We start from the raw sequence: 15,964 nt of genomic DNA on the forward strand, positions 1-15,964 counted from the left end.
CATCGAGCAGATGAGGATCTGGTCGCTGCACCCCGCGCTGCTCGACCGCCAGGGGCTCACGGCCTGCTGGCGGGAGGGGCTGCTCGCGCAGGCGGTGCTCGCCGGGCGCACGAAGGGCTACCTGCGGCACCCGCAGCTCGAGCGCTTCCGCGCGCAGCCGGATCCGCTCGCGAGCATCGGTGCCTACCTCGCGCGCGTCGCCGACGAGGCCGATGCCCGCGGCTACTCGTACGACCGGACGCGCATCGACCGGCCGGGGCCGGCGCCGCTCATGGCGGTCACCGACGGCCAGCTCGAGCACGAGCTGCAGCACCTGCGAGCGAAGCTCGCCGCGCGCAGCCCCGACCGCCTGCCGCTCGCGGTGCGCGCGATGCCGCATCCCTGCTTCGTCGTGGAGGCGGGCGGCATCGAGGGCTGGGAGCGCGTGTCGGACGGCACGGGCGCGACCTCCTGAACCGGTCCCGCGCGGGCCGGGCGGTCGCGCCGCGCCGCCCTCACTCCGGCTGGGCGCAGATCCCGGCCATCTCGGCGAGGTAGTCGGCGTACGGCGCGAGGCCGGCCTCCTCGCGGATCCGCTCGATGCCGTCGGGGTCCGAGAGCGGCGTGGCGGGCACCGGCCCGTCGTCCGTGCAGGCGACCTGGGTGCCGTACCGCTGGGGCGCTCCCGCGGCGGCCTGGATGCGGTCGTCGAGGTACGCGAGGTTGCCGGGCGACCCCTGGCCCGCGTCGACCGCGACGCGCAGGTGCTCGAGCGCGCACCGCTGGAACCCCGGGTCGAGGTCGGCGTGCTGGGCGATCGCCCACGCGGCGTCCTCGCCGTCCTCACCCACGAGGTCGAACGTCGGCCACCCGTGCTCCGCGATGACCTCGGCCAGCCGCTCCGTGCGCGCCGCATCCCCCTCCTCGTCAGGGCCGGTGCCGAGCCGGCCAGCCTGATCGCGCTCGAGCATCGCCACGAGCTCGTCGTGCAGCGCCTGGTCGAACGCGGTGCCGGCCTCGGGTGGCGCCGTCGCGGGGCAGTCGGGGCCGGGCCCGATCGACGTGGGCCCGGCCGATGCGGATGCCGCCGAGGGTGACGTCGTCGTCGACGAGGGCGGCGACGAGGTCGACGGCGAGGCGCCGCCGATCACCGGGTCCGCCGCGCAGCCGCAGAGCACCACCACGGCGAGCAGCACCGTCGCACCGATCGAGCGCGACGCACCGATCGAGCGGGACGCACCGGGGGCGGCCATGGGCGCGATGCTAGTGGGTGCCCGCACCGCAGCGGGGCCCGCACCTCAGCGGTGCTCGAACCGCCAGGGGAGCGAACCCACGTGCAGGCGGTGGCGAGGGCCCTCCTCGGTGTCGGGCAGGCCGTCGTAGGCCTCGTCGCCCGCCCAGATCGCGAGCCCGCGCTGGGGGTCCTGCTTCGTCGCGTAGCGACGCAGCTCGTGCCGCGCGATGCCGGCGAGCGCCGCGTCGACGGTCGGGTAGGCCATGAGCGTGTCGAGCGTCACCCAGGTGGGCGGGAACAGCCGGAGCGTGCCGGCGCCGTGCTGCTTGAGCGCGTCCGCCGGCCGGATCCACCGAGCGGCGACGGCCTCGGACTGCTGCACCACGACCTCGCCCTCGGGCGCCTCGGCGACGAAGAACCAGGTGATGAACTTCGTCGCGAGCTGCTCGGGCGGCGACCAGTGCGAGAGCGGCACGAGCGCGTCGGGCGCCACGACGAGTCCCGACTCCTCGGCCGTCTCGCGCACCGCGGCGTTGCGCGCGGTGGACTCCTCGTCGTCGACGCGATCGACCGGCTCGACCTTGCCGCCGGGGAACACCCAGGCGCCCGCGAACGCGCCGCGGTCGGGCCGCTGCAGCAGCAGCACCTCGATCGCGCCCGCGCCATCGCGCATGAGCACGAGCGTGGCGGCGGTCGGGATGACGGTCACGGACTCACGCTATCGCTGAGGAGGCCTCATCCGCGTCTGCAATGCCGGGATGCTCGCGGATCTGCGTCACCGAGACGGCGTGCAGGTCGGGCTTCTGCGCCGGCACGGCGAGCACCTCGAGCGGCGGCGTGCGGTCGAGCGACGGATCGAGCCCCTGCAGGCTCGAGAAGCGCCGCGCCTGCGTGACCACGTTGCGGTCGAGCGACGCGTTGAACGCGTTGTACGCCTCGACCGTGCTGTTGAGGCGCTTGCCGAGCGTCGTGAGGTGCGAGCCCATCGTGCCGAGCCGCTTGTGCAGCTCGCGGCCCACCTCGAGCACCTGCATCGCCTCGCCGGCGAGCTGCTCCTGCCGCCAGGTGTAGCCGACCGTGCGGAGCAGCGCCACGAGCGTGGCGGGCGTGGCGAGGATGACGTTCCGCGCGAAGGCGCGCTCGAACAGGGTGGGGTCGCGCTCGAGCGCCGCGTTGAGGAACGGCTCGGCGGGCACGAACATGACGACGAACTCGGGGGTGCCGGGCACCGCCTCCCAGTAGGCCTTCGAGCCGAGCTGGTCGATGTGGTCGCGCATGTGGCGCGCGTGGGCGTCGAGCCGCTTGTCGCGGGTCGCGTCGTCGCGCGCCTCCATGGCTTCGAGGTAGCCGCTGAACGCGACCTTCGCGTCGACGATCACCTGCTTGTCGCCCGGCAGGTGCACGAGCATGTCGGGGCGCAGCGCCCCGTCGTCGGTGGCGTGGTGAGCCTGCTCGGTGAAGTCGACGTGCTCGAGCATGCCGGCCGACTCGACGACGCGGCGCAGCTGCAGCTCGCCCCAGCGCCCGCGCACCTGCGGCGCTCGGAGCGCGGTGACGAGCTGCCGCGTCTCGACCGTCAGCTGCTCGGACGATGCGCGCATTGCCCGCAGCTGCTCGGCGAGCGCGGCGTTCGCCTGGGCGCGCGCCTGCTCGGCCGCCGTCACCTCCCCGCGCACCGACTCGAGCGACTTCGACAGCGGCTCGACCAGCTGCTGCACCGCCGCCTCGCGCTTCGCGAGCTCGGCCGCGCCCTCGGTCTGCGAGCGCCGCAGCCGCTCCTCCGCCTGCTCGAGGAACACGGCGGAGTTGCGCTCGAGCGCGGCGCTGCTGAGGGCGGCGAACTCGTCGGCGCGGCGCTGCGCGTCCTGCTGCAGCTCGGCGAGCACCTCCCTGCCGCGCTCGCGCTCCTCGGCGACGCGGCGCTGCGCCTCGTCGCGGACCTCCTCGAGCTGGGCGGCGTGCCGGCGCTCCGCGATGTCGCGCTCGCGCACCCGCTCGGCCTCGAGCACCTCGAGCCGGCTCCGCGCGGCCAGCAGGTCGCCCGTGGTCGCGGCGCTGTCGGCGGTGGCGCGCGCGTGCCCGATCCGCGTGCCGAGCAGCACGCCGAGCGCACCGGCGAGCAGCACGGCGGCGAGTGCGGCGACGATGACGAGCGGCTCCATGGCTCCATGGGACCAGAGGCCGGTGACATCGCCGCCGGGGCGCGCCAGCGCGGCGGATGCCGGGCGTCGTAGGGTCGACGCATGGTCGAGATCGAGCGCATCCTGGCACCCAACCCCGGCCCCATGACGCTGGACGGCACGAACACGTACGTGCTGGGCGGGCAGGTCGTCGTCGATCCCGGCCCCGCCGATGCCGAGCACATCGAGCGGCTGGTGCGGCTGCGGCCGCGGCTCATCCTGGTGACGCACCGCCACCCCGACCACACGGAGGCCGCGGCTGAGCTCGCGCGCTCCACCGGCGCCGCGCTCCGCGGCCTCGATCCCGACGAGTGCCTGGGCGGCGAGCCGCTCGTCGACGGCGAGTGGATCCCCGTCGACGACGTCGAGCTGCAGATCATCGCGACCCCCGGCCACACGGCCGACTCGGTCTGCATCGTGGTGCCGGGCCGGGCGGTGCTCACCGGCGACACGATCCTCGGCCGGGGCACGACCGTGATCATGCACCCCGACGGCGCGGTCGGGCCGTACCTCGCGACGCTCGACCGGCTGGAGGCGCTCGGCGACCTCGAGGCGCTGCCGGGCCACGGCGATCCGCTGCCGTCCGTCGCCGCGGTGGCGCGCGAGTACCGCTCGCACCGGCTCGAGCGGCTCGACCAGGTGCGCGACGCGCTCGCGACGCTCGGCACGACGGCGTCGGACGCACCCGTCGCCGCCGTCACCGACGTCGTCTACGCCGACGTCGACCCGTCGGTGCGGCAGGCGGCCGAGGCCTCGATGGCGGCGCAGCTCGCCTACCTCGCGCAGGCAGGCTGACGCGGGCGCTCAGCGCGAGGCGCGAGCACCAGCGGGTGCCGTGCTCAGCCGCTCTTGCGGCGGTGGACGCGCTTCTGCACGGCGGGACCGGAGTGCGCACCCTGCACGCTGCCGGGGGCGCCCATGCCCTGCCCGTGGTGGCCGAGCTTCTTCTTGTCGAGCGCCTCGCGGAACTTGCGACGCTGCGCCTCCTCGGCCGTCTCGGTGCCCTCAGGGGTGTCCTGCGGCGTCTCAGGCTCGACCGGATCGTGACTCGTCATGGCTCAACCTTGCCCGCTGCGGGCACCGATGTCGAGTCGGCCGCGCCCGCGGTCAGGTCGCGGCCGCCGCGCGCAGCGGCGACGGCGACGCCGACGGGCGGCTCTCCTGCGGCACGAGCGCTGCGAGGGTGCGGACGAGCGTCGTGAGCCAGACGAAGAGGATGCCGACGGCGATCGCCTCGAGCGCCGTGGCGCTGTAGACCTCGAGGGGTCGCCACAGCAGCACCGCGACGACGAGCGCGACCCCGGCGGCGACGGTCGTGAGGAGCAGCGCGCGGGGCGGTCCGGGCATCACGATGGTCACGACCACCATCGTGACCCCGAAGAGGCCGAGCGTGCCGAACGCCGCGATGTCGTGGAGCAGCTGCCCGCGATGCACCGGGAAGATGCCGACGCCGGCGAGCGCAGCGCCCGTGAGGGCGAAGAGCGCGACCACCAGCGCGATCCGGCGGAGCGCCGGGTCGCCGAGCCGGCGGTGCAGGTCGCGACCGATGTACGCGCCGATCGTCGCGACGAGCAGCCCCGCGACGATGAGCGTGAGGTTGAACGCCCAGCCGGTGCCGAGGTCGGAGAAGTGCCGCTCCCACCAGCGCGGGTCGGCTGCCGTGATCATCGCGAACACGGTGCCGATGGTGAGGAACGCGAAGAGCAGGGTGGCCAGGTCGGTGGTGCGCAGCTCGACGCCGGCCTGGAAGGCGAGCCACCCGGCGGCCGCGCTCGCGGCACCGGTCAGCAGCGCGCCGCCCACCGCGGGCGCCTGCAGCCCCTGGAGGCCGAGCGCGAGGATCTCACCGGCCGTGAGCACCGCGAGGTACGCGACCGCGGCGAAGGCGATGGTGATCGCGATCGTCGAGATGCGCGCGATGACCGCCTGCCAGCGCGGCATCGGCGACGTCTCCCCGCGTCGGTGCATGGCCGAGCTGACGACGAACGCCGTCGCGGCGACGAGCGCGGCGATGCCGGCGGCCGGCAGGGCGACCGAGCCCTCGCCGGCGATCGGCCGCGGGGGGCCGGCGAGCGCGATGAGCCCGAGCGCGATGCCCGCGGCGAAGCACGCCCACGCCGCCGCGATCGCGCGCGACTCGCGGAGCGCATCCGCCTCGACCGGTGGCTGCATGCTGCCGATCGAACCACGCGGGGCTGACCGTCCGGAGCGCGACCCGCGCTGACCTCCTGACGGAACGCTCAGGCGGTGCTCGGATCCCGCTCGCGGAGAGCGCCCGCGGCGCCACCTAGGCTCATCCACCATGCAGCTGACCACCGATCAGCGGATGCACTGGATGGACATCCTCCGGGGCTTCGCCATGATCCTCGTGCTCGCGTGGCACGCGCCCGCCATCCCGGCGCTGCTCGGGGCGGAGCTGCCCGACTGGCTGCTCGCCGCGAACGACGCGCTGCTGCCGTACCGGATGCCGACCCTCATGTTCGTGTCCGGCCTGCTGCTGCCCGCGGCGCTGCGCAAGCCGACCGGACGGTACTACTGGGGCAAGCTCCAGCTCGTCGTCTGGCCGTACCTCGTGTGGTCGGCCCTGCACATCCTGCAGTCGGACTCCGGGGAGCCGTTCTTCCACTGGCGATCGTGGATCGCGACCGGCTACCTCTGGTTCATCTTCTTCATCGCGTGCTACTACCTGGTGGCGCCCCTGCTGGCCCGGCTGCCCCCGTGGATCGTGCCCGCTGCCGCGCTCGCCGCCGCGCTCGTGCTGCCCGACGGGCTCGCCGTGCGCATGACCTACTTCGCCTTCTTCTTCTTCGCCGGAGCGGCGGTGAGCCGCTCGCCGAGGCTCCTGGGGCTCATCGGCTCGACCTGGTGGGTCGCCCTGCCCGCCGGCGTCGTCGCCGTCGGGTTCGGCGTGGTCTCGGCCTTCGAGCGCCACCAGTTCGAGGCGTGGACGGCACCGTTCTCGCTCTGCGGGATCGTCGCCGCCATCTACTGCGCCCGGCGGATCGAGCATCGGCGCTGGACGCGCCCGCTGCGGTTCGTCGGCCGCAACTCGCTCGTCTTCTACGTCGCGCACTTCCCGATCGTCCTGGGGGCATGGCTGCTCGTGCGCGGCGCGCTCAGCGACAGCATCGCGGTCGCCTCGGTGCTGCTCTTCGTGATCGCGATCGCCGCCTGCTCAGCGCTCGCGGTCGTGCAGCGGTACCGCCCCGTCATCTGGCTGTTCCGCGCACCCGATGTGCCGGCGATGCTGCGCCGCATCCCGCCCCGCCGCACGTCGGCGGCCCCTGCGCGCCCCGCCCCGGAGCGCGTGCCGGAGGGCGACCTGCTGCCGTGACGCCGATCGACCCGCCCCGCCGAAGCGGGACGGGTCGACGATGCGGCGCGAGGCCCGGACGGTCAGCGGCGGAGGCCGCCGTCGCCGTCGATGCCGCGGTCGCGGTCGACGTCGCCCTCGCGGTCGATGTCGACCTCCTCCTTGGAGACGTCCGCGGAGACGCGCTCCTGATCGGTGACGGTGCGCTTCTCGACGCCGATGCGCTCCGCGTCGACGACCTCCTTGTCGACGACGGGACGCTCGGCGTGCGTGGTGACGGCGATCTCGTCGTCGCCGAGCGCGCCGCCGGTCGAGGTGCCGGTGATCGGCTCGCGCACGACCTCGAACTCCTCGCGCTCGACGGGCACGGTCACGGTCTGCTGCTCCGTGACGACGTGCTTGCGGATGCGCAGGCGGCCGGTCTCGACGCGCTCGGTGCCGACGTTCAGCTGCTCCTCGCGGCGCACGATCGACTCGTCGCCGAGGTCCGCCGTGCGGTCGCGGTCGCCGTCGAGGTCGAGGTCACGGTCGCGGTCGAGCGATCCGTCGCCCAGGCCGCCGAGGCCGCCGACGCCCGCGGTGGTGTCGCGGTCGTGCGTCGTGGTGTCGCGGCCGCCGCCGCTGTAGTCGTAGTAGCGGAACAGCTCGTCCTGCTCGCTCTCCTCCATGTGGCCGTCGGCGTCGATGCCGGGTGCGTCCTTCACGAAGTCCTTCGTGTACGGCACGTGGATGTCGTCGCCCTGCCGGGTCGCGCCGCGCACGGGCACGAAGCTCTCGCGGGCGCCGAACAGGCCGGTGTTGACCGTCACGAACTGCGGCTCTCCGGTGGTGTCGTCGGTGTAGACCTGCTTGACAGCACCGATCTTGTCGCCGGCGGAGTCGTAGACCGTGCCCCGGTAGAGCTCGTCGATGCTGAAGGTGTGATCCGTCATTGGTTCCCCCTCTTCTTGCGCGCACCCCTGGTTGGGGTACAGCGGGTGGGGGACAACAGTGACAGACGGCTCGAGGCACCGCATTCGGGGGACGCTCAGCATTCAACCAATTGACTTTCGATAGATATCGCGCGAGACTCGATGCATGCTGCAGTCCCGACTCGTCGTCTTCGCCCTCCGCGTCGTGCTCGTCATCGCCGCCCTCTGGCTGATCGTGCTGCTGACGTTCGCGCTGCCCGGCGAGCTGTCCGACGGCACCCCGGAGGCCGGGGTGCGCCTGCCGACGCAGCTCGTCCTCTCGCTCGTGCTGCTGAGCGTGCTCGCGGTGATCGTGTGCATCTGGCGGCTGCTGACGCTGATCGGCCGCGACCGCCTGTTCAGCGACGCCTCGCGTCGCTGGGTCGACGCGATCGTGTGGTCGCTCGCGATCGGCTGGGCGCTGCTCGCGGGCTTCGCGCTCGCGGTCACCGCGGTCATCTTCTTCACGCCCGAGATCCGCGACCCCGGCATCCCGATGCTGCTGTTCGGCGTCGTCGTGCTCTCGTCGCTGCCGCTGCTGCTCATGATCGTCATGCGCGGCCTGCTGCGCCAGGCGACCGGCTATCGCGCCGAGCTCGAAGAGGTCATCTGATGCCCATCGTGGTGCGGATCGACGTCGAGCTGGCGAAGCGCAAGCTGAGCGTCGGCGACTTCGCGGAGCGCGTGGGACTCACGCCCGCCAACGTCGCTGTCCTGAAGAACGGCCGGGCGAAGGCCGTGCGCTTCTCGACGCTCGACGCGATGTGCCGCGTGCTCGAGTGCCAGCCCGGCGACCTGCTCGAGTGGGTCGACGAAGCGGATCCCGACTGAGCCTCAGAGCAGCGTCTCCTGCGCCACGACGAAGGGCACCGAGGCGTCGAGCTCGATGCGCGCGTAGCCGAGCGGACCCGAGCCCACCCCGCCGCCGTTCGTCTCGAGCCACGCGTAGACGTAGATCGCGTAGCGGCGGCCCGGGACGGCGACGAAGTCGGTGACCAGTCCCTCGCTCGACACGGCCGTGCCGCTCGTCTCGCTGTCGAAGAGGTAGCCCTCCGCCGAGGTGCGCTGCACCACGGTGATGAAGTGGTCGCGCTCCTGCTGCGTCTGCGCATCCCCGGGTCGCCAGCTCTCCACCAGGATGCCGAGGTGGCAGACGACCGACGCGCCGATCGAGTAGTGGTTGAAGGAGGTCAGGGCCACCCACGGCACGTAGGGCCGCACCGAGACGCGCGAGGCGCCGTGCTGCGCGGTGAACAGCATCCCCGCGCCGCCGACGCTGAACGCCCACTGCCCCCAGTAGACGCCGCAGCTGCCGGCGAGCCGGCCGGAGCGCACGATCGCGGGCCCCGTGGTGCTGAAAGCGCTCGCGTAGGTGCTGTGGTCGAGCCACGCCCAGCGGTAGTAGCGCTGCTCGCCGGTGGCGTCGCGGTCGGGTCCGTAGACGTGGAGCAGGTCGCGCGGCTCCGGCTGGGCCATCGCCTCGAACCATCCGCTCATGGTGAGGTCGAGGCCGTCGGAGACCTTGTGCATGACCGCGCCGCGCAGGTCGAGGTGCGTCAGCGGCACGAGCGTCTGGCGGAAGCGGTCGAGCCGCTCGGCTACGGCATCCGGCACCGGCCGGTCGTCGAGCAGCTGCTCCTCGACCGCCGGTCCGGACGCCGCCGCGATGATCGCGCGGCGCCGGAGCGCGGTCCTGTCGAGGGAGCCGACGAGCATCTCGATCTCGTCGTCGCCGATGTGGTCCTCGCGCTCGCCGCCGTCGGCCATCGTCGCCACCCCTTCGCAGCACCGCCCCGATCCGCGCGGCGTCCGCATGATCCCGCGCGCCAGGACGATCCGAGGATGGCACCGCGCCACGGCGCGCAACAGCCCCGACCTCGTCGGCCAGCGCCGGCCCGTCCAGGGGCCGCTCGATAGCCTCGACGGATGCGCAGCCCCGTACCCGACTACCTGGACGAGGTGCGCCGGTCGTGCGCCGACGACGGCGATGAGGGCGAGGTCGCGAGCTACATCCCGGAGCTCGCGGATGCCGATCCCGAGCGCTTCGGCGTCGCGATCTGCACGATCGACGGCACGCTCTACGGCGCAGGGGACGACGAGCACCGCTTCACGATCCAGTCGATCTCGAAGCCCTTCGCCTATGCGCTCGCGCTCGCCGACCGCGGGCTCGAGATGGTGCTGGAGCACGTGGGCGTCGAGCCGTCCGGGGACGCGTTCAACGAGATCTCGCTCGAGCGCAACGGTCGCCCGCGGAACGCCATGATCAACATCGGCGCGATCACCACGCACACGCTCGTCGGCGGCGCCGACGCCAGCCCTGCCGAGCGCGTCGAGCGCATCCGGTCGGGCCTCTCCGCCTTCGCCGGCCGCGAGCTCGAAATCGACGAGCAGGTCTACGAGTCGGAGCGCTCGACCTCGAGCCGCAACATGGCGCTCGCCTACCTCGTGCACGCGCAGGGCAAGCTCGAGGGCGAGCCGCACGACGCCGTCGACGGCTACACGAAGCAGTGCTCGCTGCTCGTCGACGTGCGCGACCTCGCGGTGATGGCGATGACGCTCGCCGCCGGCGGCCGCAACCCGGTGACGCGCGAGCAGGTCGTGCCCGCCTGGGTGTGCCGGCAGGTGCTCAGCGTGATGGCGACGTGCGGCATGTACGACGCGGCCGGCGACTGGATGAGCCACGTCGGCATCCCGGCGAAGAGCGGCGTCGCGGGCGGCGTGCTCGGCGCGCTGCCAGGCCAGGTCGGCATCGGCGCCTTCTCGCCGCGGCTCGACGAGTACGGCAACAGCGTGCGGGGCGTGCGCGTGTGCGAGCGGCTCTCGCGCGACATGGGCCTGCACCTCATGCAGGCGCCCGAGGTCGCCTCGCACGTGCTCTACGGCGTGGTCGAGCCAGACGCCGATGCCGACGGCGTGCGCGAGGTGCAGCTGCAGGGCACGATGCACTTCGCCGCCGCCGAGGTGGCGCTGCGCGAGCTCGAGCGCGTGCCGCAGGACGGCGAGCCGGTCGTGGTCGACCTCTCGCGCGTCGCCTCGACGAACAAGGTCGGCCGGCGGATGCTGCGCGAGGGCATCCGGCGCCTGGAGCGCGACGGCCACGAGGTGCGCCTCGAGGACCCGGACGGCCTGCTCGAGACCTGAGCCGGTGCACTGCTCACGGGACCGGGAGCGGTCGGTGCGTGCAGCCGGCGGGTGACGGCCGACTGGCGCACCGCAGACACCGCGTCGTAGCATCCGGTCAGCTCGTTCCATCGAGGAGGTCGCTCGTGTCGCAACACACCCTCGCGCTGCCGGAGGTCGACCTCGTCTACGACGTCCACGGGCCGCTGCCGACCGCGGATGGCCGGCCGCCGCTGATGATGATCGGCCAGCCGATGGACGCGAGCGGGTTCCAGGCCCAGGTGGGCCTGTTCGGGGACCGCACGGTCGTGACCTACGACCCGCGGGGCCTGGGCCGGAGCGTGCGGAAGGACGGCGCGACGACGAACGAGCCGGAGGTCCAGGCCGAGGACGTCCACGCGATCATCGAGGCGCTCGGCGCCGGCCCGGTCGAGATGCTCGCGAGCAGCGGCGGCGCGGTGACCGCGCTCGCCCTGGTGACGGCCCACCCGGGAGACGTATCGACCCTGGTCGCGCACGAGCCGCCGATCGACTGCGTCCTGCCGGATGCGGAGGCCGTGCAGCGAGCCCGGGCGGCCTACACGCAGGTGTACCAGGAGCAGGGGTGGGGCGCCGGGATGGCTGCGTTCATCGCGATGACCTCATGGCAGGGGGAGGTCACAGATGAGCACCTCGCTCGACCGGCGCCGGACCCGGCGGCGTTCGGTCTGCCGACCGCGGACGACGGGACGCGCGACGATCCACTCCTGTCGGAGCGATCCTGGGCGGTGCCCCTCTACCGGCCAGACCTCGATGCGCTGAACGCGGCACCGACCCGGATCGTCGTCGCGGTCGGGGAGGAGTCGGTGGATGTCTACACCGGCCGGACCGCGATCGCCTTGGCGGAGCAGCTCGGCCAGCAGGCGACCGTCTTCCCGAGCCACCACGGCGGCTTCATGGGTGGCGAGTTCGGCTATGCCGGCCAGCCGGAGGCGTTCGCCGCCAAGCTCCGCGAGGTGCTGGACCCCGCGTGAGCCCCGGTCTCTCGTCGCCAGCGCACACGGCACGAGGCCCGCGACGGCAGTGATCTGCTGTCGCGGGCCTCGTGCGGGCAGTGCGAGACGGGTCGCGGCTCAGAAGTCCCAGTCGTCGTCCGAGGTCGCCTCGGCCTTGCCGATCACGTACGACGAGCCCGACCCCGAGAAGAAGTCGTGGTTCTCGTCGGCGTTCGGCGAGAGCGCCGACAGGATCGCCGGGCTGACGTCGGTCACCGTCGACGGGAACAGCGGCTCGAACCCGAGGTTCATGAGCGCCTTGTTCGCGTTGTAGTGCAGGAACTTCTTGACGTCCTCGGTGAGGCCCACGGCGTCGTAGAGGTCGGCCGTGTACTTCGACTCGTTCTCGTAGAGCTCGTACAGCAGCGAGTACGTGTAGTCCTTGATCTCCGCCTGCTCCGCGGGGCTGAGCTTCTCGTAGCCCTTCTGGAACTTGTAGCCGATGTAATAGCCGTGCACGGCCTCGTCGCGGATGATGAGGCGGATGAGGTCGGCCGTGTTCGTGAGCTTCGCGCGGCTCGACCAGTACATCGGCAGGTAGAAGCCCGAGTAGAACAGGAACGACTCGAGCAGCGTCGAGGCGACCTTGCGCTTCAGCGGGTCGTCGCCCTCGTAGTAGTCGATGATGATCTCTGCCTTGCGCTGCAGGTAGGGATTCTCGGTCGACCAGCGGAAGGCGTCGTCGATCTCGGGCGTCGACGCGAGCGTCGAGAAGATCGACGAGTACGACTTGGCGTGCACCGACTCCATGAACGCGATGTTCGTGTAGACGGCCTCCTCGTGCGGCGTGATCGCGTCGGGGATGAGCGAGACCGCGCCGACGGTGCCCTGGATCGTGTCGAGCAGCGTCAGCCCGGTGAAGACGCGCATCGTGAGCGTCTTCTCGTCGGGCGTCAGCGTGCCCCACGACTGCACGTCGTTCGACAGCGGCACCTTCTCGGGCAGCCAGAAGTTGTTGACGAGCCGGTTCCAGACCTCGAGGTCCTTGTCGTCCTCGATGCGGTTCCAGTTGATCGCCCGCACGAGCTGGTTGTGCTTGTGCGCGCGCTGCTGCGCCTCGGTCTGCGGCTTGCCGGCGCCGAGCGCCGCCTCGACCTCGTCGCGCTCGGCGGCGATCGCCTCGCGCGCCTCGGGGGCGACCGGGGCCTCGGCGATCTCGTCGAACGCCGAGCCCGTCTGCGTGTCCTGCGTGTCCATGTTCTCGTTCCTCATCGCTTCAACGTGGTGTTGAGCATTGCTCACAGCATGCAGGAGACGCAGCCATCCACCTCAGTCCCTTCCAGCGCGAGCTGGCGGAGACGGATGTAGTAGATGGTCTTGATGCCCTTGCGCCATGCGTAGATCTGCGCCTTGTTGATGTCGCGGGTCGTCGCGGTGTCCTTGAAGAACAGCGTGAGCGACAGGCCCTGGTCGACGTGCTGCGTCGCCGCGGCGTAGGTGTCGATGATCTTCTCGGCGCCGATCTCGTAGGCGTCCTGGAAGTACTCGAGGTTGTCGTTCGTCATGAACGGCGCCGGGTAGTAGACGCGCCCGAGCTTGCCCTCCTTGCGGATCTCGATCTTCGACGCGATCGGGTGGATCGACGACGTCGAGTTGTTGATGTACGAGATCGAGCCGGTCGGGGGCACCGCCTGCAGGTTCTGGTTGTAGATGCCGTGCTGCTGCACGAGCGCCTGCAGCGCGCGCCAGTCGTCCTGCGTCGGGATGTGGATGTTCGACGTGTCGAACAGCTCCTGCACCCGGGCCGTCGCAGGCTTCCACTCCTGCTGCGTGTACTTCTCGAAGAACTCGCCCGACGCGTACTTCGAGCGCTCGAAGCCCTCGAACGTCTGGCCCTTCTCCTGCGCGAGCAGGTTCGACGCCCGGAGGGCGTGGAACAGCACCGTGTAGAAGTAGATGTTCGTGAAGTCGAGCCCCTCCTCGGAGCCGTAGTGGATGCGCTCGCGGCCGAGGTAGCCGTGCAGGTTCATCTGGCCGAGGCCGATGGCATGGCTCATCGAGTTGCCGCGGGCGATCGAGGGCACCGAGCCGATGTTCGACTGGTCGGAGACCGCCGTCAGCGCGCGGATGGCCGTCTCGACCGTCTTGCCGAAGTCGGGCGAGTCCATCGACAGCGCGATGTTCATCGAGCCGAGGTTGCAGGAGATGTCCTTGCCGACGGACTCGTAGTCGAGGTCGTCGTCGTAGGTCGACGGGGTGTTGACCTGCAGGATCTCGCTGCACAGGTTCGACATGTTGATGCGGCCGTCGATCGGGTTGGCCCGGTTCACCGTGTCCTCGAACATGATGTACGGGTAGCCCGACTCGAACTGGATCTCGGCGAGCGTCTGGAAGAACTCCCGCGCGTTGATCTTCGTCTTCGTGATCCGGGCGTCGTCGACCATCTCGTGGTACTTCTCGGTCACCGAGATGTCGCTGAAGGGCACGCCGTAGACGCGCTCGACGTCGTAGGGCGAGAAGAGGTACATGTCCTCGCCCTTCTTCGCGAGGTCGAACGTGATGTCGGGCACGACGACGCCGAGCGACAGCGTCTTGATGCGGATCTTCTCGTCGGCGTTCTCACGCTTCGTGTCGAGGAACCGCATGATGTCGGGGTGGTGCGCCTGCAGGTACACCGCGCCCGCACCCTGACGGGCACCGAGCTGGTTCGCGTACGAGAAGCTGTCTTCGAACAGCTTCATCACGGGGATGACGCCGGAGGACTGGTTCTGGATCTGCTTGATCGGGGCGCCGTACTCGCGGATGTTCGTGAGGTTGAACGCCACGCCGCCGCCGCGCTTCGAGAGCTGCAGCGCCGAGTTGATCGAGCGGCCGATCGACTCCATGTTGTCCTCGATGCGGAGGAGGAAGCAGGAGACGAGCTCGCCGCGCTGCTTCTTGCCCGCGTTGAGGAAGGTCGGGGTGGCCGGCTGGAAGCGGCCGTTCACCATCTCGTCGACGTAGGCCTCGGCGAGCGGCTCGCTGCCCTCGGCGAGCGCGAGTGCGACGTTGACGACGCGGTCCTCGTAGCGCTCGAGGTAGCGCTTGCCGTCGAACGTCTTGAGCGTGTACGAGGTGTAGTACTTGAACGCCCCGAGGAACGTCGGGAAGCGGAACTTGTAGCCGTAGGCGCGCTTCATGAGCGACTTGATGAACTCGAAGGAGTACTGGTCGAGCACCTCCTGCTCGTAGTACTCGTTCTCGACCAGGTAGTCGAGCTTCTCCTTCAGCGAGTGGAAGAAGACCGTGTTCTGGTTGACGTGCTGCAGGAAGTACTGGTTCGCAGCCTCGCGGTCCTTCTCGAACTGGATCTTGCCGTCCGGTCCGTAGAGGTTGAGCATCGCGTTCAGCGAGTGGTAGTCCATCACGGACGTCTTGCCCGTCGTCATCTCTGGCGTCACCGTTGCCATAGTGCATCCAATCCATCGTTCACGACGCGCACGTCGTCGGGGGTTCCGAAGAGCTCGAAGCGGTAGAGGTGGGGCACGTGGCACTTCTTGGCGATGATGTCGCCCGCCAGTCCGTAGCCCGCACCGAAGTTCGTGTTGCCGGCACTGATCACGCCGCGCAGGTGCTGCCGGTTCTGCTCGTCGTTGAGGAACCGGATGACCTGCTTGGGCACAGCGCCCTTGCCGTCGCCGCCGCCGTACGTCGGCACGATGAGCACGTAGGGCTCACGCTGCTCGAGGGGCGGCTCGGTGGCGTAGAGGGGGATGCGCGAGGCGGGCCGTCCGAGCTTCTCGACGAACCGGGCGGTGTTGCCCGAGACGCTCGAGAAGTAGACGACCTCGCTCACGGCAGCCTCCACGACGGCGATGCGGCTCAGGCCGCGAGGATCGCCTTGATGCGGTCGGGCTGGAAGCCCGACCAGTGCTGCTCGTCGGCGATGACGACGGGCGCCTGCATGTAGCCGAGGTCCTTGACGGTCTGGAGCGCCTTGTCATCGGCGGTGACGTCGAAGATCTGGTACTCGATGCCCTGCGCGTCGAGCGCGCGGGTGGTCATCGTGCACTGGACGCAAGCCGGCTTGGAGTAGACGGTGACGGTCATGAGCGGCACTCCTCGTGTGTGTTCTCGTGTGGTGCGTGTGCTGGGAAGCAGTCCGGCCGTTGCCGGGCTCCCACTATATGTGGGGTCTGCGGTGGAGCAACGACACAAGATGGTGTGTTTCTCCA

The 15,964-nt window shown here is 70.9% G+C and carries 18 protein-coding genes; 7 read left to right on the forward strand and 11 right to left on the reverse strand.

The features are described 5' to 3' along the window. The first annotated feature begins 10 nt into the window (after positions 1 to 10). On the forward strand, positions 11 to 454 hold the full coding sequence (locus ABIB37_RS05500; protein WP_354257747.1) for a pyrimidine dimer DNA glycosylase/endonuclease V: 444 nt from the start codon (positions 11 to 13) through the stop codon (positions 452 to 454). Positions 455 to 494: 40 nt separating this feature from the next. On the opposite strand, the gene ABIB37_RS05505 is transcribed toward ABIB37_RS05500, so the two are convergent. Genes ABIB37_RS05505 through ABIB37_RS05515 form a run of 3 tightly spaced genes read right to left on the reverse strand, consistent with a single transcriptional unit; the run spans position 495 to position 3,375 of the window. Further along, positions 495 to 1,232, reverse strand: a complete 738-nt coding sequence (locus ABIB37_RS05505) for a DUF6624 domain-containing protein (protein ID WP_354257750.1) — start codon at positions 1,230 to 1,232, stop codon at positions 495 to 497. Between the two features lie 45 nt (positions 1,233 to 1,277). Next, positions 1,278 to 1,922: an NUDIX hydrolase gene (locus ABIB37_RS05510; RefSeq protein ID WP_354257753.1), complete on the reverse strand. Its 645-nt coding sequence runs from the start codon at positions 1,920 to 1,922 to the stop codon at positions 1,278 to 1,280. A gap of 4 nt (positions 1,923 to 1,926) precedes the next feature. Then, positions 1,927 to 3,375, reverse strand: a complete 1,449-nt coding sequence (locus tag ABIB37_RS05515; protein ID WP_354257756.1) for a DNA recombination protein RmuC — start codon at positions 3,373 to 3,375, stop codon at positions 1,927 to 1,929. 81 nt (positions 3,376 to 3,456) lie between these two features. On the opposite strand from ABIB37_RS05515, the gene ABIB37_RS05520 reads away from it, so the two are divergent. Next, complete coding sequence (locus tag ABIB37_RS05520) at positions 3,457 to 4,188, forward strand: MBL fold metallo-hydrolase (protein WP_354257759.1); 732 nt, start codon at positions 3,457 to 3,459, stop codon at positions 4,186 to 4,188. Positions 4,189 to 4,232: 44 nt separating this feature from the next. Here the strand turns inward: ABIB37_RS05520 and ABIB37_RS05525 are convergent, their stop codons facing one another. Both ABIB37_RS05525 and ABIB37_RS05530 read right to left on the reverse strand, forming a co-directional pair. Continuing rightward, positions 4,233 to 4,448: a DUF5302 domain-containing protein gene (locus ABIB37_RS05525; RefSeq protein WP_354257762.1), complete on the reverse strand. Its 216-nt coding sequence runs from the start codon at positions 4,446 to 4,448 to the stop codon at positions 4,233 to 4,235. Positions 4,449 to 4,500: 52 nt separating this feature from the next. Next, positions 4,501 to 5,565, reverse strand: coding sequence for a DUF998 domain-containing protein (locus tag ABIB37_RS05530; RefSeq protein ID WP_354257764.1), 1,065 nt, complete (start codon positions 5,563 to 5,565; stop codon positions 4,501 to 4,503). 130 nt (positions 5,566 to 5,695) lie between these two features. Here ABIB37_RS05530 and ABIB37_RS05535 point away from each other — a divergent pair, with 130 nt between their 5' ends. After that, on the forward strand, positions 5,696 to 6,727 hold the full coding sequence (locus ABIB37_RS05535) for an acyltransferase family protein (RefSeq protein WP_354257767.1): 1,032 nt from the start codon (positions 5,696 to 5,698) through the stop codon (positions 6,725 to 6,727). Positions 6,728 to 6,789: 62 nt separating this feature from the next. Here ABIB37_RS05535 and ABIB37_RS05540 read toward each other — a convergent pair whose 3' ends face one another. Next, entirely contained in the window at positions 6,790 to 7,638 is an 849-nt protein-coding gene (locus ABIB37_RS05540; RefSeq protein WP_354257769.1) for a DUF2382 domain-containing protein, read from the reverse strand. Between the two features lie 145 nt (positions 7,639 to 7,783). Between ABIB37_RS05540 and ABIB37_RS05545 the strand changes: the two genes are divergently transcribed. Both ABIB37_RS05545 and ABIB37_RS05550 read left to right on the forward strand, forming a co-directional pair. Further along, entirely contained in the window at positions 7,784 to 8,269 is a 486-nt protein-coding gene (locus ABIB37_RS05545) for a DUF2975 domain-containing protein (protein ID WP_354257772.1), read from the forward strand. Further along, positions 8,269 to 8,487 (forward strand): helix-turn-helix domain-containing protein, encoded by a 219-nt coding sequence (locus ABIB37_RS05550; protein WP_354257775.1) that lies wholly within the window; start codon positions 8,269 to 8,271, stop codon positions 8,485 to 8,487. Before ABIB37_RS05545 ends, ABIB37_RS05550 begins: the two co-directional genes overlap by 1 nt. A gap of 3 nt (positions 8,488 to 8,490) precedes the next feature. On the opposite strand, the gene ABIB37_RS05555 is transcribed toward ABIB37_RS05550, so the two are convergent. After that, positions 8,491 to 9,423, reverse strand: a complete 933-nt coding sequence (locus ABIB37_RS05555; RefSeq protein WP_354257777.1) for a hypothetical protein — start codon at positions 9,421 to 9,423, stop codon at positions 8,491 to 8,493. A 159-nt stretch (positions 9,424 to 9,582) separates the two neighbouring features. Between ABIB37_RS05555 and ABIB37_RS05560 the strand changes: the two genes are divergently transcribed. Both ABIB37_RS05560 and ABIB37_RS05565 read left to right on the forward strand, forming a co-directional pair. Further along, the gene (locus tag ABIB37_RS05560) at positions 9,583 to 10,797 is read left to right on the forward strand and encodes a glutaminase (protein ID WP_354257779.1); all 1,215 of its coding nucleotides are present in this window, start codon (positions 9,583 to 9,585) and stop codon (positions 10,795 to 10,797) included. 125 nt (positions 10,798 to 10,922) lie between these two features. Next, positions 10,923 to 11,789 (forward strand): alpha/beta fold hydrolase, encoded by an 867-nt coding sequence (locus ABIB37_RS05565; RefSeq protein WP_354257782.1) that lies wholly within the window; start codon positions 10,923 to 10,925, stop codon positions 11,787 to 11,789. Between the two features lie 99 nt (positions 11,790 to 11,888). On the opposite strand, the gene nrdF is transcribed toward ABIB37_RS05565, so the two are convergent. Genes nrdF through nrdH form a run of 4 tightly spaced genes read right to left on the reverse strand, consistent with a single transcriptional unit; the run spans position 11,889 to position 15,839 of the window. Then, positions 11,889 to 13,007, reverse strand: a complete 1,119-nt coding sequence (gene nrdF / locus ABIB37_RS05570; protein WP_354257784.1) for a class 1b ribonucleoside-diphosphate reductase subunit beta — start codon at positions 13,005 to 13,007, stop codon at positions 11,889 to 11,891. Positions 13,008 to 13,048: 41 nt separating this feature from the next. Further along, positions 13,049 to 15,199: a class 1b ribonucleoside-diphosphate reductase subunit alpha gene (gene nrdE, locus ABIB37_RS05575; RefSeq protein WP_354257786.1), complete on the reverse strand. Its 2,151-nt coding sequence runs from the start codon at positions 15,197 to 15,199 to the stop codon at positions 13,049 to 13,051. Then, complete coding sequence (nrdI, locus tag ABIB37_RS05580) at positions 15,187 to 15,585, reverse strand: class Ib ribonucleoside-diphosphate reductase assembly flavoprotein NrdI (RefSeq protein WP_123696557.1); 399 nt, start codon at positions 15,583 to 15,585, stop codon at positions 15,187 to 15,189. The genes nrdE and nrdI overlap by 13 nt, the downstream gene beginning before the upstream one ends. A 26-nt stretch (positions 15,586 to 15,611) precedes the next feature. After that, positions 15,612 to 15,839: a glutaredoxin-like protein NrdH gene (gene nrdH, locus ABIB37_RS05585; protein ID WP_123696556.1), complete on the reverse strand. Its 228-nt coding sequence runs from the start codon at positions 15,837 to 15,839 to the stop codon at positions 15,612 to 15,614. Positions 15,840 to 15,964: the final 125 nt, after the last annotated feature.

Source organism: Agrococcus sp. UYP10 (genome assembly GCF_040547205.1).
Taxonomy (GTDB): domain Bacteria; phylum Actinomycetota; class Actinomycetes; order Actinomycetales; family Microbacteriaceae; genus Agrococcus; species Agrococcus jenensis.